Consider the following 25,604-nt stretch of genomic DNA (forward strand, 5'->3'; position numbering starts at 1 on the left):
AGCCCAGCGATCGATTGCTTCCTTCATTACTTGATTCCCGAATGCGCCATTGTGGAGATGACTTTCCGCTGGGACAGCAGGAATATGATCAACGAAGGCAAAAACATAATTAATGCCCCTGCCGCTGCTGCACCTTGTCTGGCAACCGAGTTTGCCAAATTGGAGGTTAGCGTACTCATATAGAAGGGAAGCGTCTTCATGGCATCTTCCTGCATAAATAACGTTGACGTCTCCGCATTCCCCCACGCGTTCTGAAACGCTAAAATCGTGATCGTCGCGATCGCCGGCATCACCATCGGGGTGACAATCCGCATGAAAATGCCGAATTCGGTCGTGCCGTCCATTTTGGCCGCCTCGATCATTTCATTCGGGACCTGATCGATAAACTGTTTAATTAGAAAGACGCCGACCGGCATCGCGATCATCGGCAATACATGCCCGAAATAACTGTTCATAATACCAAGACTTTGCACGACAACGTATCGGGGAATCGCGATCGTCTCCGGAGCAAACAAGAGCGAGGCGATGATCGAGCCGAATATGAGCTTCGAGCCGGGAAATCGATGTTTCGATAGGGCATACGCGCATATAGCGCCTGTTGCGACCATTCCGACCGTAGCCAGGAAGGTGACGATGATACTGTTGAGCATATACCGCGATGCGGGCACGAACGTGCTTTGCGTAAGCGAAAGCAGCTCGATAAAGTTCTGGAACGTCGGATTCCGCACGATAAATGTAGGCGGAAACTGAAACAATTCATGCAGCGGCTTAAAGGCGTGATTAAAGACATACACGATCGGCAGAAGCATGAATACGGAGAGGAGCGTCAGAAACAAAACGATGAACTGCTGCGTACGGTCGAATCTTTTGACGGCGTGCATAAATTCTTTCCGCTTCCAGTAAAGCCGCTGCAGCATTTTATTGTTGATTTCGCGCATTATTCCCCCTCCTTAGGAGCGAACAGATAGCCGAACATCCGGCTTAATACATAACATACCACCAGCAGCACGACCGATATGGCGCTGGCATAGCCAAGCTCATAACGGATAAAACCGTAATCGTCGATATGGTTGATCATTAGCTGTCCGGCATAGCCTGGGGTCGGATTGGCGCCTGACAGCTGGGTTCCAATGGCGCCGGATTTCAGCGTATACACGATCGACATAATGGCGGCAAACATCATCTGCGGCTTCATCAACGGCACGGTAATGTGCCAAATTTCCTGCAGCCTGCTCGATATGCCGTCAATTCGTCCGGCTTCGTACATTTGTTTGTCGACGTTCAATATGCCGGCCAGGATGGCCAGAAACCCGATCCCCATACTGGCCCAAATCGAGACGATGATCATGACGTTCATCAAAAATTCGCTGTCTTGCACGAAGAGGACCGGTTTCTCAATAATGCCCCACTTCAACAGAAAACTGTTCAAATAGCCGGTCCGGTCTCCGGTAAACATGACTTGCCATACGACAGTCATCGCGATTCCCGCCGTTAAGGACGGCGCATAAATGGCGAGCGCATATCCGGTCCGCAAGGTCCCCGGAAGCTGCGCGATCAGCCATGCCAGGAAGAAAGCGCAAATATAGCCGAGCGGTCCGACAAATAAGGCAAACTTAAAAGAATTAGGCACGACATGCTGTAGAAAAATGATATCTTGGGAAAACAAGTTTTGATAATTCATCCACCCGACCCATGTAGGGAACTGAATGGCATTAAAGTAAGTGAAGCCGAGCAGCACGCCGGCAACAATCGGAATAAGAATGAATAATACAAACATGACATAAAACGGAGCGATAAACAGGTAGGACAGACGGCTCTTCCAAATCTCTGCCGCCAAATCCATTATTTTGCGCGTCATTTTGCTTCCGGTTCCTACAGAAGTATCGGTGTTTCGCCGTGAACGGATTTGCATATTATTCGACATCGATATCCGCTCCTTTCCATGGCTCCAGTATCTGCGGCAGATCAAGCGTTCTGACTACATTTCCGGTTGCATCCCTGAAGTGAAACTCCTGCTGTTTTCGGACAAGCTCGCGGGTAATCGCTTTAATTCCTTTCTCCAGCGCGATTCGCGGCGTCTCCAACGCATGACTGTCCGGTACGACCGCGCGGTTCCACGCATTGGCCAGCTCACGGGTCGACATATAGCCGCCCGGTACATTCGGGACGTCCTTTATCCATTTCCACTGCTCCAGGATGACCTTCAAATCTTCCTTTTTCCATGGCATGTTGATAAATGCCTGTACGTTCGCCGTATTCCAGCGGAAAGCTTCGCCACGGAACTGCTCCATATTCAGGCCATATTCGGTTTGAGTTTCATCTGAAAGATACCATTGCAGAAATTTCCAAGCGATGTCGCGTTTATGCTCCGGAGTATCATTAAACAGCATAGCACTGGTCGGATTGCTTCCCGCGGCCCATCTGACAATCGATCCGTCCGGCTGCCGCGTTCCGGGAATCGGGGCGATCGCCCATTCGTTCAAAATATCCGGCGCAGCTACCATCAGCTGCATGTACATATTGAAATCGGCGATGCCGATCGGCATCGTTCCGGCTCTAAACTGGTTGTAGAAGCTTTGCACCTGCCGCTCGAGTCCGTGAATATTAAATAAATCCGTCCATTTCTTAAACGCGTCGAAAGCTTCCGGTTTGTTCAGCGCAGTCGACATCCCGTCCGGCGTATAAATTTCGGCACCGTTCTGAAAAAACATCGACGAGAAGTCTTCCGGAGGAACATGGAAATTGTACTGCTTTTGCAGCAGCGTCGGAATCATCTTGTACACGTCATCCCATGTATCCGGCACTTGCAGATCAAGCTCCCCCAGAATATCTTTCCGGTAAAACAACACTTTGAAGCTGGTCGTTTCGGGAATGCCGTAATGCCCGCCATTGTAAAAGAACGGCAGCATCGCGCCGGGATGATACTTGGCGATCAGCTCATCGCCGCCGGGCAGCGTTTGGAGATTCAGCGCCGCTCCTCTTAACGCCATCTCAAACGGCATGACTCCCGGAATTCCGAGCGCGACATCCGGCAAGATTCCCGAGGCTTTCGCAAGAATCAGCAAGTCGGGCGACTGAACCAGGTTCACCTTTACCTTCACGCCGTATTCCGGGGTGAACGTCTCGTCGGCAATCATCTGCAGCTCATCAACATAGTCCCTCCCCATCATCATCCAGACGTTCAATACGTCGCCGTTTTGCTCGCCAAGCCGGTTCCGGTCCTCGAACGAGTACATCAGCGTCGCGAACATTCCCTTCGCTTTCTCGAAAAAATGGGCTTCCATTCTTGGAAAAGAAGACTCTGCAGGCGTGATGTAAAGCTTATCGATCTGCAGTGGAGCATCCATAAAGTTCCGGTATTGCTCCTGCAGCTGTTCCAATACGGCTCCCAGCGTCAAATGGCTGGTAGCAATTTTTTCCGGCTTATGCAGCAGCTCCTCGATATCCTTTGCGCTGGAGCGGTACGTCTGGGCAACGATGTCGACTTCTTTATTGATTTCCCTCAGCTTTTCGACCTGTTCGGTAAGCTGATCTTTTATTTGCTTCAAGCTGTCCGTGACGCCGGGCATATCCTTCTCGACATCCCATACGCGAAACTGGTCGTCTTGACGGTTTCCCGTAGCGGATTTGATTTGTTCCAACACCGCTTTCAGCGAAGCGACCATTTGTTCGACTTTCGCGATGACCGGCATGTATGGCTCATAACCGGCCTCCATCGAGATGGAATGCTTCCCTTTCTTTAAATAAAACTCCAACGGCTGCCCATCGCCGTTTTCGATCGTATACCCGCGCCAACCGGAGGCGTATGGAATTTGATAGGATTGCAGTTCTTTGAACGGAATTTCCCCATCGATGTAAATCGTCCTGGAAACGGACAAGTTTTTTCGAAGATTTTGATTTGCGCGCATGCCGATCTTATACAGCCCGTCCTCGGGCGCTTCAAATTCCCAGCTGACCGCATGTCCGCCTTTGTACCAGCCCCATGCTCCCAGCGTGTTGTACGATTTTTTTTTGAATGACTTCGGGGTCGTGAACGCATCCCGGTCATACTGCGCCTGGATGGAGGTCGAATTTTTTTTACTGAATTGTTCCGCTTCAATGATGATGCTTTCTTTGCTCATTGACGACGCGGCAGGATAGCTCTTCTTCACTTCCTCGTAAAAGGGAATTTCGGCGGGAGGCTTAATCGTAAACGACTTAATCGCCATAGGCTGCTGCGAAACATGAATGCGCATCGTGTTCCGGCCTTTCTGCAAATGCCAGAGCAGCGGAAGCGCGTATGCCCCGTCGGAATCGCGGAACGGCTTCGATTTCCATCCCTCGATCTCATCGATCGAGGATTGAAGCTGATTGCCGTCGGCATCGAACCTGGGAGGATCGTTTTGGAATTCCCGTTCGAACGACATCGAACGCGCTTCCCGGAACGGATAAACGCCATTTACTTGCGCCGATAAAATCGATGAACGCCGTTTTTTCCGGTTGTCATCCAACAGCGGGAAATAATCGGCGACGATCTCATACAGCCCTTCCTGATCGACTTCAATTTCATACTCCACCCAGCCTTTGGCAGACGACCAGAGGAGAACATCGGCCTGTCCTTGGTACGTACCGGCTGTTACGGCTGCATCTTCGGACTTGCTCGAATAGTCTGCGGCCTGGATAATGGTTTGGGTTTCTCCGGAAGGAATCTTATCGCTTTCCCGCTTCTTGCGCACTTCATAATAATATGGCTCCTTCTGGTCCGACGGAGCGCTCTCTATCAAATCGACGGACATGCCTGCGGCCCGCTCTGACTCGGCATGAGCGGTTCGATCACTGCCCGTCCGACCCGGCATATTCGAGGTACCGATCAACGTAATCGACAGAAAAAGGATTAACAATCGGAAACCAGGACGTTTTCTCTTTCCCCCTGCCATCAACTTGTCCTCCTAAAAGTTTTTGCGTGCATCGCCCGACGTCAGTAAAGCAAAAACCCGCTTCGGAAGCATCCGCTAATCGGTTAGCAGCTTTTCGGTATCCTTATGGAAAAATAATGCTTTATTCATATCGAGGGCAAATGCGGCCCGCGCTCCCTCATCGAAGTGATAGCGCGGATGCGCACGCGCCACAACCATCTTCGGAAATCCGATATCCATGTGATAATAACGATCGGAACCGATAAATTCGTTTATTTGCAGCACGCCGTTAATGACCGAATGCTCGCACGTCTGGAGCGCGATTTCCTCGAAGCTGATATGCTCGGGACGAATGCCCATAATGACCGTTCTATCCACCAACTTATGATCGTTTCTTAACTGATAGGCATGCTGCTCCTGAATTCGAAGAGCGAACCGGTTTGTATGGAATTCCAGCACTCCGTTTCTTTCCTGCAGCCGGCCGGTAATGAAGTTCATCGGCGGATTGCCGATAAAATTCGCGACGAACAGGTTGGCCGGTTTGTTATATACGTTTTCCGGCTTGTCCACCTGCTGAATGACGCCTTTCTCCATCACGACAATCCGGCTCCCCATCGTCATCGCTTCCACCTGATCGTGCGTCACGTATACAATCGTAACGCCGATTTTTTTGTGCAGGTTGATCAGTTCCGTTCTCATATGAACGCGGAGCTTCGCATCCAGGTTCGATAGCGGTTCATCCATCAGGAACGCCTGCGGCGTCCGGACGATCGCTCTTCCGAGTGCAACGCGCTGGCGTTGACCGCCGGACAATTCTCTCGGTTTGCGCTCAAGAAAGTTTTCGATTTCCAGCACGCGCGCCGCACGTTTCACCGAGAGCTCGATTTCATGCTTCGGCACCTTGCGCAGCCGCAAACCGAATGCGATATTTTCAAACACGGTCATGTTCGGATAGAGCGCATAGTTTTGAAATACCATCGAGATGTCCCGGTCTTTGGGAGGAACATCGTTCACAATCGTATCGCCGATATAGATTTCCCCTTCGGAAATATCCTCAAGCCCGGCCAACATGCGAAGCGTCGTCGATTTCCCGCAGCCGGAGGAGCCTACGAATACGAGAAATTCCTGATCCTCCACTTCCAGGTTGAAATCGTTGACGGCCAGCTCTTTGAATTTTCCGTATCGCTTGTATACATGGTTAAACAGTATCTTCGCCAAATGGGAACACCCCCTGAGAATTTGGATCTTGATGACCAGGCTGTCTGCAGCCCCTTACTGGAAACGCTTTCAATAAATATATAATAACAACTATGGTGTCAATGTAGTGTAAAGATTTTTACCGGTCATCCGATCCCGTTTCAAACGCGGCAAATGTTCGAATGCGGGGCGTTCCTGACGAACGGGTAACCGTCAATCGGATTTGGGAGACCCGTACCGGATCAATCCGTTCAATTCGTTTGTGTCCGACGGAGATGCCCTCGCATAGCGGCTTCCATACCCCGTCGGCCAGACCGTCGATTCGATACCCCCGAATCCGTTCCCCTTCCGATAGTTCTTCCATGATAACGAGCTGATTCACCATGGAGGGTGATGACATATACAGGATCAACTCATGACCTTGGCCGGCGGTTTCGCCCCGAATGTTGCCGAATCTGCGTTTGATCGCTTCGCCGAATTCCGTAAATTGCTTCACATCGGCTTCAGGCACCAACCCTCGATTATCGATCACCATTCCGAGCAGCAAATTGGCGTTGCGCCCTACGGAGTCGCAGTAGCATTCAACCAGCTTGTCGACCGGATGCAGGAGATGCTCTTCCCCCTCATACCAGAACCACTGATCTCTTCGGTTCGGCACATCCGCCTCCGCAGGAGCCCATACCGCGCCGTCGGGGTTTCCGCTTCCGTACATCGGAGAGGCCCCATGATCCGATGCCGCTTTCATCTCATCGGTCGTACTCCAGCAAGGGTACGGGGCGCACCCCTCTTCGTTTCCGACCCAACGGATTAACGAAGGCGTTCCGCGAGGTCCCTGGAAGCAAACCGCTTCCGGCTGCAGCTTTGCAAGCAAGGAAACGACGTCCGGCCCCCCTTGCTCGGGAGGCAATGTCCCTCCGTCAAACCAAATCTCGAATAATTCCCCGTAATTCGACCATAGTTCCGTTGCTTGCCGAATCACGGCCGCGTTATAGGCCTCCTGTTCAGCCGGATGACCGGAAACGACGATACCAGGATTGTCCACCCGATAATAGGCATTCGCCGACGTGCTGTAATACAGCCCGGGACGGACATCGTATTTCTCGCAGGATCGGACAAAGTCTCTCACAATATCGCCTTGTCCATCGCGCCAAGGCGAGCTTTTGACGCTGTAGTCGTGCGCCTCGGTCGGCCATAAGGAAAAACCGCTGCAGTGTTTGGCCACGAGGACCGCATATTTAGCGCCGGCCGCTTTGGCTGTTCGGATCCATTGATCCGTATCCAGAGCAGCCGGATTAAACACCTTTGGACTAGGCGTGTAACCCCAATGTTGTCTCCAATCGGAATAACCGGGTTCAAACACCTGAACGTCGAAATGGATGATTACGCCAATCTCGGCATCCGCCCACTCCAGTTGTTGTTTTGTAGGCAAGCTGCGTACTGCATCATTCTGTACCAAACGGTATCGCTCCTTCCATGGCCTTGTTATAAATCGGCTGGTTGACGCACTCTTTCCGGATACGCTTTCAATCAATATCGTAACAACAATAGTGTCAATGTAGTGTAAAGAATTCGACTTGAAGCGGAAGCGATACAAGGCGAAAAAGATCACCGATTATCCGGTCCAAACCGACCGGATAATCGGTGATCTTTTTCGTCAGAGCGATATTCCGGCCATGCCTATACGAACGTACCTGGAGAATCCTCTTCCCGGGCTTGACGCAGCGTCATTATAAAGGCTAACTGGATGGCGGTCATCAGGTAGGCATAAACCACGATGCCCGTCACGATCGCGACCGGTTGCCAGATCCAATGGATGATCACGCTTATCGCGCCGGAGATAAGAAACATCGCCAGGATTAAAGCCGTCGTCTGCGGACCGGACAGCTTCATATAACGCCGGCTTTGGCGCAGTGCGGCGCCAATGCTCATGCGGTCAATGACCATCGTAAATTCCAAATAAATGAACAGCACTCTCATGACGATAAAAAAGAGGAGTGAAACAAGCGTCCCGGCAATCCCGAATAACAGGACCAAAAGGGATGTAACGGCAATTTTCGCCAGCATGATCATCACATAGAGCCCGATAAACCGTATCCAATGCTTTCGTCCATCGCGAATAAATGATTTGAACGTTGCCGTTTTCCGCTCGGTCATGTTCCATAGCGCGGAAATAAATCCCCCTTGCGCGTACGCGGACAGCAGCATGATCAATGCGACGGCAATCCATGCAAACGAAGGTTTTCCGGCATTGTTCAGAAATTCGATCTGATTCGCAAGCAGCGGCGTATTGAACAAGTGGCTCACTGACGGCATTCCCATTTCCAGAATGACTCGCCAAGATAACCGGGATTCGCCTGTGAAACCGATCATATACCACCCTGCCATGAACGAAACCGTATCGAGAATAATCGGAAAACTGACAATCCATAACTGCCGGTAAAGGCGGGTAAAAGCGTCTTGTACGAACATCGGTAGCCTCCTGCAGTTTAAATGTTGACATAAAACTTCGAGCCTTTTCCGGGCGCGCTCTCTACCCCGATTGTTCCCCCGTGCGCCTCGGCCAATGCTTTAGCGATGCTGAGGCCGACGCCAATCCCCCCGCTCGCGTTCTTCCTTCTCCGGGATTTATCCACCCGATAAAACCGGTTGAAAATAAGCGGCAGATCCTTTTTTGAGATGCCGATCCCGTTGTCCTGGCAGTAAAAGACGATACCGGTTTCGGCGGGGTATAAGCCCATTTCGACGGAGCCGCCGGCCGGCGTATATTTAATCGCGTTGGAAACCAGGTTCGATATTATCTGAATAAAGCGGTCCGGATCGACTTCGGCATAACAAGGAACATGCGGTTTCTGAAATGTAAAGTGAATGTCTTTTCCTTTGCTCATAAACAAAAAACCTTCGTAAACATCCTTCACGAGCTGTGTCATATCAACCTGCCCGATATTCAGCTCAAAGCGGGCCCCTTCCGCCTCCGACAGTTTTTCCAAATCGTCCACCAGCCTGCACAGTCTGTCGATTTCAGTATGAATCTTGTGCATGTTTTCCTCCGTGGCCGGAAGTATCCCGTCGAGAATCGCATCTATGCGGGAAAGCAGCGAGGTTAACGGCGTTCTCAGTTCATGCGCCAAATCCTGCATCATCTGCTTCCGCCACCCTTCCTGGCGGTCGAATTCGGCGACCAATGCGTTAATCGTGCTGGCGAGCTGCTTCATTTCGCTTGTTCCTGTGACCGGCATCCTCGTTCCCCGGATACCGCCGGCGATATGATCGGCCACTTTGCTGCTTGCAACGATCGAACCGGATAGCTTCTTGGCCATAACATAGCTTAGGAGGACGGATAAGATCAGCAATCCGGCGAACAAGACCGCGTTGGGCCGTGATGATTCCATCGCCTGGCCGGGATAATAGGAAAAGTCATGCTTGCTCAAATCAAAGTAAGTCTTAATATACCCGATCAAATTCCCTTCCACGATAATGGGAACGTCGAAATCGAAAGGTTCGGCAGCCAGGGGACGGTTATCGGCCGAATCGAACAATAGGGTGCTGCCGTCAGCTGCATAATAACGAAAGGCGAACGTATAAACCGCCGAGAAATTATGCAAAAGCTGGATTTCGTCTTTCGACAGCCGCTCGAACCTTATATGGGTTTGAAGGGCATACGCAAGCTTGTGGCTTTGGTCCTTGTAATACTGCTTTCTGTACTCAATAAGCGACAGCTCCTTTGCAGCCGAACCCCCGATAAACATGGCCGACAGCAGAAAAACAGACAAACAGGCAAAGGAAAGAAAAAGCACGAATCGCGTCCCGGATAAGAAACGTTTCATGAAAGCTGCACATCGGGCTGATATTCAAACTTATACCCGGAACCGATTTTCGTAACGATATAGAGCGGAGCTTTGGGGTCGGCTTCAATTTTGCTTCTTATATTCCGAATATGCATGTCCATTGTCCGGCCAACGTCTATATTGCGGTAACCGTGGACCTCGTACGTCAAATCATACCTGCTGTACGCTTTTCCCGGCGTATTCGTCAATACGTTCAGCACCTTAAATTCGGTATGCGTCAAGTCAACCTTTTTCCCGTCCACAAACACTTCTTTCGTCGTAAAGTTTACGACAAACCGCCCCCTATTGAATCGCTTGATCGTGATTGGATTTAATTTATCGCTCGAGAACATATCCATCCGCCGTTTTAAAGCGTGAATACGGGCGATCACTTCTTTCATGCGGAACGGCTTCGTAATATAGTCGTCGGCCCCCAAATTCAAACCGTTAATCGTATCGGTTTCTTTCACCTTTGATGTAATCATAATGATCGGCACGGTCGAGAACTGCCTGATCTTACCGCAAACGTCCTCCCCCTGCATCCCTCGGATCATTAAATCCAACACGACAAGATCTATTTTAAAATCCTGAATCAATTGCAGAGCATTTTTCCCGTTACCGGTTTCTTTTACGTTCCAGCCTTCATTGAGAAAGTACGATTTCAGCACATCGCGAATTGATTCATCATCTTCGACAAGTAAAATATCCAATATAATCCTCCTCCGAAGTACCCGTTTTCGAGGCGTATCTACTCGCGCTCGCTGAGTTTTGATGAAGAAACCCCGATACCGGATCAGTATCGAGGCTTGGATGCTTCATAAGGTTCTACACTCGGCCTGAAGGACCAAAGACAGACAGCAAACGTACTGCCGGAGATTCAACTGCCTCCAATACGCGCAGCCTGATTCTGCTCGTATGGACAGGCGGTTCGATACGGTCGATCTTCTTATGTCCAATTGCGCTGCCTTCAGCAATAGGCGCCCATTCGCCGGCAATCTCAGCTTCGATGATGTAATGCCTAACCCGCTCTCCATGAGCAATGTCTTCCATCGTCACGATATGATCGATCTCTTGTTCTTCCGCGCATTCAAGAATGATATCGTTACCGCTGCCCCGTGTCTCGGACAAAGGATTGCCGAAACGGTGCCGAATCTCCGCGCCTAATTCCAGCACTCGACTTACATCTGCCTCCGGCAGCAGTCCCCGATTATCCGGAGACACATTCAGCAGCAGCGTGGTGCCGTGACCGACGGACCGGTAATACAAGTCCAACAGATGTTCGAGCGAATGCAGGCTCTGTTCATCATCCGGATGCCAGAACCAATGACGATTGCGAATGGGCACGTCGCATTCAGCAGGGACCCATTCGGGCGTCTCCTCCATCCAAGTATTCATGTCGCTTGTAAACATGCTGACTCGAGCGCTTTCAGCCGTATTCCAGCACGGGTACGGGGCGACACCATCCTCATTGCCAACCCAGCGAATCGTCGGCGCTCCCATGTTAAAGACCATCGCATCCGGTTGATGGCTCCGCACTAGCCCAATAATGCGCGGCCAGTCATACTTGCGGCCTTCCGACCCAGCCCCATCGAACCAGACTTCAACCAACGGACCGTATTCCGTCAGCAATTCGGTCAATTGCTCGGCATAAAAATCGTCATAGGCATCCGGATCGCTGTAGCTGGGAGCATTCCGGTCCCAAGGCGATACATACAGTCCGAGCAGCATATTTTCTTCGCGGCAAGCATCTGCCACCTCGCGGACTACGTCGCCCTTCCCGTCCTTCCAGGGACTTGACTTCACGGAATAATCGGTCGTCTTCGTCGGCCATAGACAGAAGCCGTCATGATGCTTCGCCGTCAAGATCACATACTTAAATCCGGCTTCCTTAGCCGTGCGTATCCATTGGCGGGCATCAAGCTCCTTCGGATTGAACAATTGCGGCGAATCCGTCCCTTCCCCCCATTCCTGATCGCAGAAAGTATTGATGCCAAAATGAAAAAACATACCCAGCTCCAAATCCTGCCATGCCATCTGCTGGGGCGTAGGCCGTGCAAGTTTCGTATTATTCATCTTATTTCTCCTCTCATCGTATAAGCTAGCCTCCATCTTAGGTAGAAGCGCTATCAAGGTCAATAAACTTTTTTCGGCTTCCTGCATAAATTTCGCCTTAGCCGTTCAACTCTGGCTGATGTTCGGGCGGTACGGCAATGGTGCCGTCATTCTGACGTATCCATGTCCTCTCCTCGTCCGATTACTGACACGGCCTTTATCGCCTGATTGATCCGCTCCCGGGTATGAAGCAGCCAGCCCGGATCGGAAGGGTATGTCTTGAAGGTCAATCCATCCTTCAGATCCTCCTCCAGCAGCGCCATCGCCTTACTTCTGCCCGCCAGTGATTCAAACAATTCCAATGCGCGCAAATCCTGCAGCGCCTCGCGGAATACCTCCCAGCGAATCGAATCAATCGGTCCGTCCTGTCCGGGATAAACGACGAACGGATCCCCGGAAGCAAAGGCGCAATCCGCGTCGGTTACCCGGAAAGGATCGATCGTCCGCGTCGCATATTGCGAGTACCAGAAATTATAGCCCCAGTGCAGAAACCCTTGAATGCCGAACTTATACAGCTGTACGCCCAATACCCGGTTTCGAGAAGACGGCATGCTGAAAAACCGGTTGGAAACCTCCCGGTGCTGACCGCAGCAATAGTAGGTCCATAAAGGCTCGACGCCGTTTTCGAGAAAGGGCTCGATATGATCGTTAGAGGGAATCGGGATCGGGACGAGGCCATGCTCGTAAAATTCGTAATCCGAAAGCGCCTCCAGGAACGCGAAGTCGGATAAATGGCTTTTTAAAATATCGCTTGCCTGCTTATAGCTGTCCAGTTGATGCCCCGCCGGTTCATCCGAGACATGAAAATAAACTTGCTTCTCCAAGCCGCGGGAGCGGATAAAACGCACAAGTTCAGGAAGGAACTGGTCCAGAAATTGCCGATACGGCTCGCCTGCCGCTTCCGTTTCCCACCCGAAGATCCGTTTCTCCGCACCTTCCACAGTGGCAATGATCTTCGGCGCATGCTGCGCGCCCCATTGCGTGAACAGGTGGGAAAACTCAAAATACCGGATGCCCAGCTCCTTGCACATGGCAACCCAGCGCTCAAGCCTGCTGAAGTCGAAACGGTATTGATTATCGCCTGTTTGCTCCAAGCCGACTAACTGGACTGTCAGACGCTCCCCTCCCACAGCCGTATCGAGCGGCGGCGTAAAAAGAGGGGTTAGCAGCATATTAACTCCATGGTCTGCCGCATTGCGTATGTAACGATCAATGAGCTGCCAATGCTCCTCGCTAAATACCTCGCAGCCGTAATGTGTCGCAATGCAATCGCAATGAAACCATTCCGTGTGAAGCAATTTTTGCTCAGGCAGCTCCGCCGGCATGACCTCCAGAGTGAAGCGTTCCTCGCCCAAGAGGTTCCCGGTTGCGTCGGAAAACTGCAGATCGATCGTAAACAATGAGCTTGGGCCTATTATTGCGGAATCGAAGTCTGCCTTGGACGGCAGTGATACCGTGACCCATACCGAGCGCCATTGGCCGGGCACGGCACGCAGACCCTCCGAAAGCGGGTATAACGGATCCGGATATAAGCCCGGCGCCGTTCGCATATAACCGGAGTCCGGATTGTCGTAAACCGGCAGCTCCGAAGGCGATAACCCGACCGTCCGGATAGAAAGGTAGGGCAAGAGCGGGGAATCGGCCTTGATCTGGAGAGGCTTGATTAATTTAGAGGAACGGTAAGCGACCTGGAAAGAATAAGTCTCCTTCCAAAGCGCCGTTCCTTCGCGTACGGCGGAGTCTTGAAGCTCCGTATCGGCGAACACTTTACTCAGCGAGCTTATACAGCGTGTTTCGAAAATGGGAGGCAATTTTGTCACCATGCCAACTCCTCTGTCGGTCGATTTCGTTTCCCGGACCGCAACAAGCGATTACATAGAAAACGATTGTTTATGGCTCCATTCTAACAAAGCAAAAATACGTCAACAATCTGAATTTGTTAGCCAAACTATTACGATATTGACCTCAAATGGATTCGGCATTTTCAAACATTCGCTTACGCTCCGCCTATTTATGATACAATTTACAATACAGGATTGATATAAGGAGGTATTCAAATGAATCCCGGCGCTTTTGCGTTTCGGTATACCGAATCCATCCCCTATATGCTCCTCGACTCGATCGGCTGGCAGTCGACGAATTCAGAAAAATATGGGAATGACGGGCAAACCAGAACCGATAACGGTCATGTGATCTTTCAGTATACGTTAAGCGGAGAAGGCAAGCTTGACCTCGACGGACGAACATACCCGTTGCGTGCGGGAACTGCTTTTCTGGTGAAAATTCCAAGCTCGCATCGCTACTACTACACCCATGAGGCTGGGGAGCCTTGGGAATTCATCTGGCTAAACGCCAAGGGTGAGGATGCGCTGCGAATGTGGGACCGAATCCTTGACAGGAGCGGCCACATTCTAACCCTTCAGCCCAAATCTTTGCCGATAGCCAGGTTCTGGGAGCTTTACAGAGCGATATCGGAGGATCGTGAATCCGAGTCCTCCGCGCTCTCCTCCTTGCTTTATAACTTCTTGCTGTCGATGCTGGCTCCCGATGTCGCCTCCGCTCCGGATCTGGAGTCGCACCCGCTGGTTCGCAAGGCCGAAAGCTTTATGAAAGAAAATTACGCGTTGAATCTTTCCTTGGAGGACATTGCTTCCCACTGCGGTATATCCCGGGCTTATCTTTGCCGTTTATTTCAGAAGCAGGAGCTGATTTCCCCTCTGGAATTTTTGCGCCGGCGAAGAATCGAGGCCGCCGTTACGATGCTGCGGAGCACGGCTGTAAGCGTTCAGGAGGTCGGAATGCTGTGCGGGTTCGATAGTCCAAGCTATTTCGGCAAGGTTTTCCGGCGATACCTTGGATTATCTCCGCGCGAATATCGAAGCCGTAAGATGGATTACCCGTTCAACACCGTTTTTCTGGAGTAGAAGCTTCTGAATATGTATCGACAAATATGAATTTGCCATAGTACTAAAAGACAGTTATAATTATTAATTTAATCCTTAATCGAATGAGGATTTCCATAGACTAAAGAACGCGCAGGTGACTAACATGATTGAGATAAAGACTTCTAAGCTTAGCGACGGTGAGTTCAATAGAGGGGTATTTGCGACACAGGATATAGCAAAAGGTGATCTTATCCATGAAGCACCGGTCATTCCTTACCCGAACGAACAACATGTTTTCATAGAGAAAACATTACTCGCAGATTACATGTTTGAGTATGGGGCTAACCACACGGCCCTCCTCTTAGGATATGGCATGCTGTTTAACCACTCCTATACGCCTAATGCCTTCTATGATATTAACTTTGACAACCACACGGTCGACTTCTTTGCTTACACGGATATCCATGCTGGGGAAGAAATACTAATCAACTACAATGGCGAGGTCGATTGCGAGGATCCTCTTTGGTTTAATGAACAAAAGCTCGAAGGGGAAATCGAGTCCGCCGGCAACCAACCTCAATCGGAAACGGACAACATGACCGAAAAGTAAAAAAAAAGGGGCTGACCCGAAAGTCATTTTAATATGACTAAGGGACAGCCCCTTTTTTCCTTTTATAAACTTCACACTGTCAAGCTTTGTCCAATCTAAAACACCTTTGTCGTCCAAGATTCACAGTTCCAAGTATCCGTGACGACATCGCGATAAAATTCCGGTTCGTGGGAAATCAGCAAGATGCTGCCTTTGTACGCCTTGAGTGCGCGCTTTAGCTCATCCTTAGCGTCCACATCCAGGTGGTTGGTCGGCTCATCAAGCACGAGCAGGTTCGTTTCGCTGTTGATCAGCTTGCAGAGGCGTACCTTCGCTTTCTCTCCGCCGCTAAGCACGGCAATTTTGCTCTCGATATGCTTGGTCGTGAGTCCGCACTTGGCCAGTGCCGCACGCACTTCGAACTGCGAATAGGAAGGGAATTCCTTCCATACCTCTTCAATGCATGTATTGTAATTCGTTTCCTTCATTTCCTGTTGAAAATAGCCGATATTCAAGTGTTCTCCGCGCTGAACCGTGCCGGAAAGAGCCTGAATCTCTCCTAAAATACTCCGCAGCAGCGTCGTTTTACCGATCCCGTTCGCACCCACAAGCGCGATCTTCTGCCCCCGCTCCATACGCAGGTCGAGCGGTCTGGATAACGGGCTGTCATAACCGATAACGAGATCCTTCGTCTCGAATATCAGCTTGCCGGAAGTTCTTCCATCCTTAAAGTTAAATTGCGGCTTCGGCTTTTCCTTAGCCAGCTCGATGACATCCATCTTGTCGAGCTTCTTTTGTCTGGACATCGCCATGTTTCGCGTCGCGACACTCGCTTTGTTCCGGGCTACGAAATCCTTCAAATCGGCAATTTCCTGCTGCTGGCGCTTAAAGGCCGATTCAAGCTGCTGTTTTTTCATTTCGTGGACCTGCTGGAAGTACTCATAATCCCCGACATAACGGTTCAACTCCTGATTCTCCATATGATAGATCAGGTTAATGACGCTGTTAAGGAACGGAATGTCATGTGAAATGAGAATAAAGGCATTCTCATACTCCTGCAGGTAACGCTTCAACCACTCGATATGCTGCTCATCAAGATAGTTCGTAGGCTCGTCGAGAAGAAGAATGTCCGGCTTCTCAAGCAGCAGCTTCGCCAGCAATACCTTCGTCCGTTGTCCTCCGCTAAGATCGTTAACGTCCTTATCCAGTCCAATATCGGTAAGCCCCAGTCCGCGGGCGGTTTCTTCGATCTTGGCATCGATCAAATAAAAATCTTGACTTGTCAGCGCGTCCTGAATCGTTCCGACATCCTCAAGCAGCTGCTCCAGCTCCTCCGGAGATACATCGCCCATCTTGCCATACATATCGTTCATCTCTTGTTCCATATCGAACAGATATTGGAAGGCTCCCTTAAGAACATCGCGGATCGTTAACCCTTTGTTAAGCACCGCATGCTGATCAAGGTAGCCGACGCGCATGCGCTTGGACCATTCAACCTTGCCGTCATCCGGCTGGAGTTTGCCCGTAATAATGTTCATGAAGGTGGACTTGCCCTCGCCGTTGGCGCCGATAAGTCCAATGTGCTCGCCTTTAAGCAGGCGGAAGGATACGTCATTGAAGATCGCGCGATCTCCGAACCCGTGACTTAGTCGTTCTACGTTTAATATGCTCATGAATGACACCTTTTCTGTTTAAACTTTTTTCTCGTTTAATTATAGCGATAAGGGGCTAACAACTCAATGATGGATTCGGGCTCCCTTACATATTCCTGCGGTATTGTCCCCCCACCTCGAATAAAACATTTGTGATCTGTCCAAGCGATGCCCATTTAACCGTTTCCATCAGCTCTTCAAAAATATTTCCGTTTGCCAAAGCAGCCTGTTTCAGTCGTTCGAGCGCTGCGGGGCATTCATTTTGGTTCTGGAGCTGGAACGCTTGGAGATTCGCAATCTGGGTTTGCTTCTCCTCTTCCGTCGATCGGGCCAATTCGATCTCATAAGCCGTTTCATCTGCATTCGGATTAATGAAGGTGTTCACGCCGATGATTGGCAATTGCCCCGTATGCTTCTTATGTTCATAAAGGAGTGATTCCTCTTGGATTTTTCCGCGCTGGTACTGGGTTTCCATCGCCCCGAGCACTCCCCCGCGATCGTGGATCCGCTGAAATTCATTGAGGACCGCTTCTTCAACGAGATCGGTTAGCTCATCTATAATAAAGGATCCTTGCAGCGGGTTTTCGTTTTTCGCGAGGCCCAGCTCCTTATTGATAATCATTTGGATCGCCATAGCCCGCCGAACCGAATTTTCCGTCGGCGTCGTGACCGCTTCATCATAGGCGTTCGTATGCAAGGAGTTACAGTTGTCATAAATCGCAATCAGCGCTTGCAAAGTGGTGCGGATATCATTGAAATCCATCTCTTGTGCATGGAGGGAGCGGCCGGAGGTTTGAATATGGTACTTCAGCTTTTGACTGCGCTCATTTCCCTTGTATTTATGTTTCATGACGGTCGACCAAATCCGGCGCGCCACACGGCCCATGACGGTATACTCGGCATCTAAACCATTGCTGAAGAAAAAAGAGAGATTTGGAGCAAAATTATCGATATCCATACCGCGGCTTAAATAGTATTCCACATAAGTAAATCCGTTCGCCAGCGTAAACGCCAATTGGGAAATCGGATTGGCGCCCGCTTCGGCAATATGATAGCCGCTGATGCTCACGGAATAGTAGTTACGCACCTTATGATCGATGAAGTACTGCCCTACATCGCCCATCATTTTCAAAGCAAACTCGGTAGAGAAGATGCATGTGTTTTGTCCTTGGTCCTCTTTCAATATATCTGCCTGAACGGTACCGCGCACCGTTTGCAGCGTATAATCCTTGATGCTTTCGTATTCCTCCTGGCTCGGCTGCCTTTCGTTCTTTACCGCAAACCTTTCAACCTGCTGATGGATGGCGGTGTTCATATACATCGCCAAAATAATCGGTGCCGGTCCATTGATCGTCATCGAAACACTGGCGGAAGGATGGCATAAATCAAAACCGTCAAACAATTTCTTCATATCATCCAACGTGCATACACTCACACCGCTGTTCCCGATTTTCCCGTAGATGTCGGGACGGTAATCGGGGTCCTGACCGTACAGAGTAACGCTGTCAAAGGCGGTCGATAATCGCTTGGCCTCTTCATTTTGGCATAAATAATGAAACCGGCGGTTGGTGCGCTCAGGAGTTCCCTCTCCAGCAAATTGGCGCTTCGGATCTTCATTCGCCCGTTTAAACGGGAATACGCCCGCTGTATAAGGAAAGTAACCGGGCAGATTTTCAGCAAGAAGCCAGCGCACAATTTCCCCCTCATCTTCCCACTTAGGCAGGCTGACTCTCGGAATCCTATTGCCGGACAGCGATTCCGTATATAAATCCGTGCATATTTCCTTGCCGCGAACTTGGGTGACCAGTTGGTCCTGCTTATAGGCTTCTCGGATCCCCGGCCACTCTTCCAACATTTTCTTGCATTCCGGATGGAGCTTGGATTCGTTAATCGCCAGCATTTCGTCCAACTTTGCCGCAAAATGTTGCGCCTCTGCCTCCGTCATGATCCGCCCCTGATCGGATTCTATCATTTGTTTGGTTCCCTTTAACTGGGACAGCTTTCGAGTAACCGCAACCTGTTCTTTCATAAACTTCTTATATTGCCGGACGGTTTGTATGATTTCTCCCAAGTACCCGATTCGGTCCTGTGAAATAATGTTGTTTTTCTTCATTACTCTTTGCATGCTGTCATCGTATGAGGAAGGCCACGCGCCTCCGGTTTTCTTCTCCACAATCTTCATTAGGCTCGCAAACAGGACGTCTGTTCCCGGGTCGTTGAATTGACTGGCAATCGTCCCGTATACAGGCAGCTCCTCGTCCGGAACCTCGAACAGCTGGCGGCTGCGCTTGTATTGCTTTCGTACATCCCTCAGAGCATCCTCGGATCCTCTTCGTTCAAACTTATTGATGACGATGATATCCGCAAAATCGATCATATCGATTTTTTCCAGCTGGGTCGCTGCCCCGAATTCGCTCGTCATAACGTACATCGCTACATCGCATAGCTCGACGATTCTGGAGTCGCCTTGTCCGATCCCGCTTGTTTCAACAATGACAAAATCGTAACCGGCCGCTTTGACGATATCGACAGCTTCTTTTGTGGCATCGCTTAGCTCGGATTTGGAGCCCCGGGTCGCCATGCTGCGCAGGTACACGCGGGAGTTATTTATCGCGTTCATCCGGATACGGTCCCCAAGCAGCGCCCCTCCTGTCTTCATCTTGGAAGGATCGACGGAAATGACAGCAACGCAGCGATCCGGGAATTGATTAAGAAAACGGCGCACCAATTCATCCGTCAACGAGCTTTTGCCCGCTCCGCCCGTGCCCGTCACTCCCAAAACGGGAATGGCCGGCGCATCCGGTTTCAATAGCTTCAAGGCAGCGCTAACGGTTCCATCAACGCCTCCTTTCGTTACAGCTTCCTCCGCAAGCGTAATCAATTTCGCAATGGAGCCCCAGTTTTTGGCCTGTAATCCGGCCAACTCCCGATCTAACTGCTTAGGTGTCGGAAAATCGGATCTTCGAATCATCTCGTTGATCATGCCCTGCAATCCCAGCTCGCGGCCATCGTCCGGGGAAAAGATTTTGGCGATGCCGTAACCGCTCAATTCCTTGATCTCGGCAGGGACAATTACGCCTCCCCCGCCGGCAAAGATATGAATATGGCCCGCTCCCTCCTTTTGAAGCAAGTCATACATGTATTTCAAATACTCGACATGGCCGCCCTGGTACGTGCTAACGGCAATTCCCTGCACATCCTCTTGAATCGCCGCATTCACCACCTCTTCGACAGACCGGTTATGTCCAAGGTGAATGACTTCCACGCCTGAGGCTTGAAGAATCCGTCTCACAATATTAATAGAAGCATCATGACCATCGTATAGGGCAGCGGCCGTAACAAAACGCACATGACATGCCGGTCGGTAAGCCTGCGTTTCCAACGCGCATTCCACCTTTATCCTTAGTCTTTTTGACGCAGCGTTGCCTGTATGCTTCTGATCCGGTTTATTTCGGTTTCATCTCTTTTCTTATCTCTACGTCCTCTGCCGGGGGAATATGTTCACTGCAGGAATAGTTAATCAACATGGCGAAAGACTCCTTCTGCAAAGCTAGAAGGAGTCTTCGGCCTGACTATTGTTTTTTACACATCATAGTTTACGATATACGTCTGCATCTCCGTATTGTAATACCCTACGCTGAATTCGATAATCTCCCCGGTTTCATCATAAGAATAACGGGATCGCTTAAGCAGCGGTGTCTTCTCATCGACGCGTAATATGCTCTCCACTGAAGACGGGGCAAAGGCGACCGCGAACCGGTCCCGAAAATTGGCCAAAGAAATTTGCCGCTCTTCAAACATGCCGTACAAGGATTGGGCGTTCAAATCGGTCAGCTCTATATCTCCCCTCCGCATAGTTAAATAATGCGTGTAATGGATATAAGGCGCGTCATTAAGCAGATAGAGACGCTCTAAGCGAAGACACTGCTCTCCGAATAATCGATAAGGCTCCGTACCTTCTTCGTTAACGACTGCTTCCATGCGCAGCAATTGCTTTTGGATCCGATGACCTTCCTCGACTAAAATTTCCGTAAATCGTTTCCACGTCGAAAGCTTGGAGGCGGACGTATTTCGAATCACCTTTGTTCCTTTGCCGCTGTTTGTCTCCAGGTAACCTTCTTGAACGAGCTCCTTAATCGCATTGCGGACTGTAATCTTGCTGACCTCGAATTCCGTTTCCAATTGAGGCTCTGAAGGAATGTTGGTCTCGATGGGATAAACCCCGTGCAGGATCCGGTCCTTTATTATATTTTTAATTTGCAAATATAGAGGTCTCTTCTTGCGGGATAAGATCACTGCGGCATTCACTACCTTTCCACATCGCCTACTGCTTCGGTCATGGCCCGGAGGATATCGCTCTCGGACGACATGGGCGTATCGCCCGCAATCGTATGCGCCAGCATGCCGGCCGCCGCGGCAAACCCGACGGTCTTTTCCGGCAAAAATCCGCTGGCCTCGCCATGCACAATTCCGCTCGTATAGGCATCTCCTGCACCTATTCTATCATAGACGGAAAACGTGAGCTTTTGGGAAAAGAAGAAGGTTTGATTCTTGTACATAAAGCCAAGCAAGGAATGTGTATTGTCGCCGTTAATGGAACGGTGGGTACCGGCTATAACCGTGATCCCATACTGGGCTGCGACGGCTGGAATCAGCTCAGTGAGCTGTTCCATGCGGGTTTCTTTCCCGGTGTTCATGCCAAGGACGAACATGGCGTCCTTCTCGTTCATCATGACGATATCCGCCAAATGCAGCATATCCTCATAATGCGGCTTTGCCTTCTCATAGCCGTCCTGCCCCCAAAGCGACGGGCGGTAGTTGCAGTCGAAGACGACCGTTCCGCCATGCGCCTTGACCGCTTTCGCCAATGCTTTCATATGAAGCCTGACCGTATCATTCATGGCCAGCGTAATGCCGCAAAAATGAACAACATCCACCTGCTTCGCGATGGCTTCAACATCATAGGTTCCTTCAGGGGCGGTATTGAAGCTGCTTTCCAACCGGTTGGAATAAGTAACGCGGCTAGGCCGCGCGCCGAAGCCGTTCTCCAGGAAGTACATGCCAACGTAATTGCCGCCCCGCATCATGAAAGTAGGTGCCAGACTTAATTTGCGAAGATAAGCTGCTGCGGCATCCCCCACGGCATTGGCCGGCAAGGTGGTTACAAGGCAGCCTGTATGCCCAAAACGAGCCAGAGCTGAAGCCACATTTACTCCCGTTCCCGAGAAAGAAAAGTTCAGTCTGCCGGCTTGCGATAGAAGTTCATAACCCGGCACCTGCAAGCGCATCATAACCTCGCCAAAGGCTGCGATCCGTTTAGCCATTGCGATCAACCAGTCTCTTCACGATTTCAAGCAGCCGGCGGACGTCCTCAACATTCGTTTTTCCCGTTGCTTTGTCAATAATCGAGGAATAGACGTGAGGAATGACCTGCGGTACATGAGCTTCAAGAGCAATGCGCAGAATGGTCTCGAAATTGTCCATGTCAATTCCGCCAGTCGGTTCTAACGCGAAGCCCTCTTCACCGCAAGCTTCCGCAACGGCGCGCCATTCATCCTCGCGGCTTAATCCGTTCATCGGGAAATATTTCAAGGCTTGGCCCCCCATATCGCGGACTAGCGCAATCGCCGCCTTCACCGGCACAATCGCGTGTTCCCCTTGTGCGGCGCTTACGGGACCTGTTGAAATATTTACATATCCAACACGGCCCGTTGGAGACACTAAGCTGTTAATCCAGCTCTGCTTCCCGCTTAGGTTGGCACGGGTGGCTCCTACGGCAGGGAACACCTGATTAATATGACTGCCGGGGTAGTGCTTCGCAATCTCGGCAACGACGGCAGCTTGACGGTTATCGCCTGCGCCCAGTCCAATCGACACCGCATCGTCGATTTCTTTGCCGTATGCTTTCATGGCGGCCACCGCTTCTTCAACCGTCCTGTAATCCTTCGAAAGAACGCCGACTAGAACGCAGCCTTCCGACGCTTCAAATACTTCCTTGGCATTCTCTATGCTATTAGCTAATACGTTTAAAGCGACCCGGTTTTTGTATAGCCGTTTCATAATCTTTGACATTTTATTTTCCTCCTGCCAGTTCACGAATTCGGGATGCGATAACCTGCATATCATCGCCTTGAAGCGGACGGGGATCGATATCGAAATAGCCTTGTCTTACGCCGTAATCACGCGTGTATATCGCAATTTCTCCGTCTTGCAGCTCCGTTACCAATTGCTTTGCGGTCATACCCGCTTGCAACGGATCGATATGAATCCGTGCGCGGAATATGGCCCGGCCGGCTTCATCCTGCACGACGCTCACTCGCAGTCCGTCTATCTCATTCAAAGGCATTAAGGTTTGGAGCTCTTCTTTTTCTTGCCCGCTCTTGTCCGCCTTGACCCTATATTCATCGAGCGCTTGAAGCAGCCCGAACGTTGTTTCCTTGCCGACCTTCATGCTTCGACCGATGCCGTGCAATTGCATCTTGACCCACTCGATATAGGTTCGTTTGCCGCCGACTATGCCGGATGTCGGACCTTCAATCGCCTTCGATCCGCTGTAGATGACCAGGTCTGAGCATGTTACATACTTTTGAAGATCTTCCTCCGCTGCCGCATCCACAATGAGCGGAACGCCGTTTCGCTGCGCAATCACCCATGCTTCCTCGACGGATATCATATTTTTCTGAACCGCATGATGCGATTTGACAAAAAGAATGGCTGCCGTGTTCTCCGTGATGGCCTCTTCCATATGCTCCGCTTTGCCCTCATTGGCGTATCCCGTTTCGATGAGCTTGCCGCCGCCTAAGTAAACCATCGTTTCAACGGGCGCTCCATATTGAACGTTGTGGCCTTTCAGAATGATGATTTCATTTCTAGGGATGGACTCTTGGTGCAGACGCACGCTCTTGCGCCGGTTTCCTTGCGTTACTACCGCCGCAACCGACAGCGCAATGCCGCTTGAAGCCGAATTTACGACTACCGCTGCCTCCGAGCCGAGAATTCGTGCGATATAATCGCCTGATTTATCCACCAAATCCGCGATCTCCACATAATTTTGTCCGCCATGCTTCATGGCGTCCATGACGGTATCCGCAGGAGCGGATACGCCTAATATACTCATCCGTCCGCTAGCATTAATGACGCGTTTAAGTCCGTATTTCACATTCAATGAATTCGCCATTTATAACGACTCCTTTTGCTTCGATTCTCTTTTCCGCTATACGCTGCTCCCCTTCGGAATCAAGAAGCGCAATCGGTTCATTACGAACGGTAAATAAGGTTAAGTTCGCGGCATCCCCAACCCGAATGCGGCCAAGCTCAGGCTTCTCCAGCCATTCAGCCGCGCGCGTGGTGACCGCTGAGATCACTTCTTCCAGTGAATAGCCCAAGTAAAGAAATTTAGTGAGGACATGAGCCATACTATATACCGGACCATTCAGCCGGTTTCCGCGATAGATGTCGGTGCTGATCGTATTTATACGGATATGACGGCGCTTCGCAGCTTCGGCAGCCTTAAAGGAAAAGCTCGCGGTACCGTGGCCGACGTCGAGGTGAACGCCGCGACCGATGGCATCAAGCAGCGCCTGAAGCGGTTTGCCTTCCTCGTCAAACAGATTGTTGCTTTTCCCGTTAAGATAATGCGTAATAATATCTTTGTTCTCCAGCAGCGGTATGACTTCCTCGATGCCCGGCGGTCCGGAGCCGATATGAACCATTAACGGCAGCGAGGTTTGAACAGACAGCGAACGCGCTATGCGTAATGGCTCCAGGCCGCTGTCACGGACAACGCTTCTGCTGATGCGAGCCTTTAATCCTACGATGAAACCACTGAAATCCTGTACGGCCTGCACGGCCTTCTTCGTGTCGATCCATTCGAGATTGGATAATTCGTCGACTCTGGCTAAACCTATTCTTGAAACATTCAAAAAGGCGAACATCTTAGTACGGGCATACTCTCTGGTTGCGGCCAAATCCGCAATCCGGTCCGCACCGCAGCTTCCGGCATCCACGATCGTGGTTACACCTTGCTTGATGCCGATTTCATCGATATCATCCCCGTATGGATCAAAATCAGGGAATGCATGGACATGCAGATCAATCCATCCGCTCGATACATAAACGCCGGAACAATCTGTCATACGGTGTCCAAATGCTAGACCCGCCTCAGTCACCTGGGCAATGCTGCCGTTCTCCACGACAATATCGATAGACTCTCCGCTGACGCGCTTTAGATTGTGCAAAACGAAACGATCTTGCATGTTGTTCACCTACTTCCGCAGCTAGAATGATGACTTATTCATTCTCGTATTCTCGTACAATCGTATTGCTTTCTCTTATACGTTTAGAATAGCATAAAAACTGAAAGAACAATATAACGTTATAATGTTTAACCGTTAAGTGTTGGGTAATAATCTGATTTTGAAGCAGGAAGGCTGTCCGATAAGGTCTGATAC

19 protein-coding genes are annotated in these 25,604 nt (G+C 50.5%); 2 read left to right on the plus strand and 17 right to left on the minus strand.

Annotated features, from left to right (window positions below; translation table 11 throughout):
• Positions 1–26: 26 nt before the first annotated feature.
• The 10 genes from L1N85_RS06165 to L1N85_RS06210 form a co-directional block, all read right to left on the minus strand.
• Entirely contained in the window at positions 27–938 is a 912-nt protein-coding gene (locus L1N85_RS06165; protein ID WP_407946327.1) for a carbohydrate ABC transporter permease, read from the minus strand.
• Positions 938–1,924, minus strand: coding sequence for a carbohydrate ABC transporter permease (locus L1N85_RS06170; protein ID WP_407946328.1), 987 nt, complete (start codon positions 1,922–1,924; stop codon positions 938–940). Before L1N85_RS06170 ends, L1N85_RS06165 begins: the two co-directional genes overlap by 1 nt.
• The gene (locus tag L1N85_RS06175) at positions 1,914–4,916 is read right to left on the minus strand and encodes an extracellular solute-binding protein (RefSeq protein ID WP_235236065.1); all 3,003 of its coding nucleotides are present in this window, start codon (positions 4,914–4,916) and stop codon (positions 1,914–1,916) included. The genes L1N85_RS06170 and L1N85_RS06175 overlap by 11 nt, the downstream gene beginning before the upstream one ends.
• A 75-nt stretch (positions 4,917–4,991) precedes the next feature.
• On the minus strand, positions 4,992–6,113 hold the full coding sequence (locus L1N85_RS06180; RefSeq protein ID WP_235236067.1) for an ABC transporter ATP-binding protein: 1,122 nt from the start codon (positions 6,111–6,113) through the stop codon (positions 4,992–4,994).
• 118 nt (positions 6,114–6,231) lie between these two features.
• A complete protein-coding gene (locus L1N85_RS06185) occupies positions 6,232–7,548 on the minus strand; it encodes an alpha-L-fucosidase (RefSeq protein WP_235236070.1) in 1,317 nt (438 codons plus the stop codon).
• 221 nt (positions 7,549–7,769) lie between these two features.
• A complete protein-coding gene (locus L1N85_RS06190) occupies positions 7,770–8,561 on the minus strand; it encodes a hypothetical protein (protein WP_235236072.1) in 792 nt (263 codons plus the stop codon).
• Between the two features lie 17 nt (positions 8,562–8,578).
• Positions 8,579–9,916, minus strand: coding sequence for a sensor histidine kinase (locus tag L1N85_RS06195; RefSeq protein ID WP_235236074.1), 1,338 nt, complete (start codon positions 9,914–9,916; stop codon positions 8,579–8,581).
• Positions 9,913–10,626 carry a response regulator transcription factor gene (locus L1N85_RS06200; protein WP_235236076.1) on the minus strand — a complete coding sequence of 238 codons (714 nt, stop codon included), beginning with the start codon at positions 10,624–10,626 and terminating at the stop codon, positions 9,913–9,915. Before L1N85_RS06200 ends, L1N85_RS06195 begins: the two co-directional genes overlap by 4 nt.
• A 115-nt stretch (positions 10,627–10,741) precedes the next feature.
• Positions 10,742–11,989 carry an alpha-L-fucosidase gene (locus L1N85_RS06205; protein ID WP_235236078.1) on the minus strand — a complete coding sequence of 416 codons (1,248 nt, stop codon included), beginning with the start codon at positions 11,987–11,989 and terminating at the stop codon, positions 10,742–10,744.
• Between the two features lie 146 nt (positions 11,990–12,135).
• A complete protein-coding gene (locus L1N85_RS06210; RefSeq protein ID WP_235236080.1) occupies positions 12,136–13,851 on the minus strand; it encodes a DUF4091 domain-containing protein in 1,716 nt (571 codons plus the stop codon).
• A 234-nt stretch (positions 13,852–14,085) separates the two neighbouring features.
• Here L1N85_RS06210 and L1N85_RS06215 point away from each other — a divergent pair, with 234 nt between their 5' ends.
• Positions 14,086–14,952: a helix-turn-helix transcriptional regulator gene (locus tag L1N85_RS06215; RefSeq protein WP_235236082.1), complete on the plus strand. Its 867-nt coding sequence runs from the start codon at positions 14,086–14,088 to the stop codon at positions 14,950–14,952.
• A gap of 124 nt (positions 14,953–15,076) precedes the next feature.
• A complete protein-coding gene (locus L1N85_RS06220) occupies positions 15,077–15,523 on the plus strand; it encodes an SET domain-containing protein (protein ID WP_235236084.1) in 447 nt (148 codons plus the stop codon).
• Positions 15,524–15,618: 95 nt separating this feature from the next.
• On the opposite strand, the gene L1N85_RS06225 is transcribed toward L1N85_RS06220, so the two are convergent.
• The 7 genes from L1N85_RS06225 to L1N85_RS06255 all read right to left on the minus strand — a co-directional run bounded on the left by L1N85_RS06225 (position 15,619) and on the right by L1N85_RS06255 (position 25,409).
• The gene (locus L1N85_RS06225; RefSeq protein ID WP_235236086.1) at positions 15,619–17,175 is read right to left on the minus strand and encodes an ABC-F family ATP-binding cassette domain-containing protein; all 1,557 of its coding nucleotides are present in this window, start codon (positions 17,173–17,175) and stop codon (positions 15,619–15,621) included.
• Between the two features lie 85 nt (positions 17,176–17,260).
• A complete protein-coding gene (gene icmF / locus L1N85_RS06230; RefSeq protein ID WP_235236088.1) occupies positions 17,261–20,536 on the minus strand; it encodes a fused isobutyryl-CoA mutase/GTPase IcmF in 3,276 nt (1,091 codons plus the stop codon).
• 200 nt (positions 20,537–20,736) lie between these two features.
• On the minus strand, positions 20,737–21,450 hold the full coding sequence (locus L1N85_RS06235) for a GntR family transcriptional regulator (protein WP_235236214.1): 714 nt from the start codon (positions 21,448–21,450) through the stop codon (positions 20,737–20,739).
• 11 nt (positions 21,451–21,461) lie between these two features.
• Positions 21,462–22,478 carry a sugar kinase gene (locus tag L1N85_RS06240; protein WP_235236096.1) on the minus strand — a complete coding sequence of 339 codons (1,017 nt, stop codon included), beginning with the start codon at positions 22,476–22,478 and terminating at the stop codon, positions 21,462–21,464.
• Complete coding sequence (gene dagF / locus L1N85_RS06245; protein ID WP_235236098.1) at positions 22,471–23,226, minus strand: 2-dehydro-3-deoxy-phosphogluconate aldolase; 756 nt, start codon at positions 23,224–23,226, stop codon at positions 22,471–22,473. The genes L1N85_RS06240 and dagF overlap by 8 nt, the downstream gene beginning before the upstream one ends.
• A 1-nt stretch (position 23,227) precedes the next feature.
• On the minus strand, positions 23,228–24,331 hold the full coding sequence (locus L1N85_RS06250; protein ID WP_235236105.1) for a DgaE family pyridoxal phosphate-dependent ammonia lyase: 1,104 nt from the start codon (positions 24,329–24,331) through the stop codon (positions 23,228–23,230).
• Positions 24,297–25,409 (minus strand): amidohydrolase/deacetylase family metallohydrolase, encoded by a 1,113-nt coding sequence (locus L1N85_RS06255; RefSeq protein WP_235236107.1) that lies wholly within the window; start codon positions 25,407–25,409, stop codon positions 24,297–24,299. The genes L1N85_RS06250 and L1N85_RS06255 overlap by 35 nt, the downstream gene beginning before the upstream one ends.
• Between the last annotated feature and the right edge of the window lie 195 nt (positions 25,410–25,604).

It is taken from the genome of Paenibacillus alkaliterrae, assembly GCF_021532375.1.
Lineage (GTDB): Bacteria > Bacillota > Bacilli > Paenibacillales > Paenibacillaceae > Pristimantibacillus > Pristimantibacillus alkaliterrae.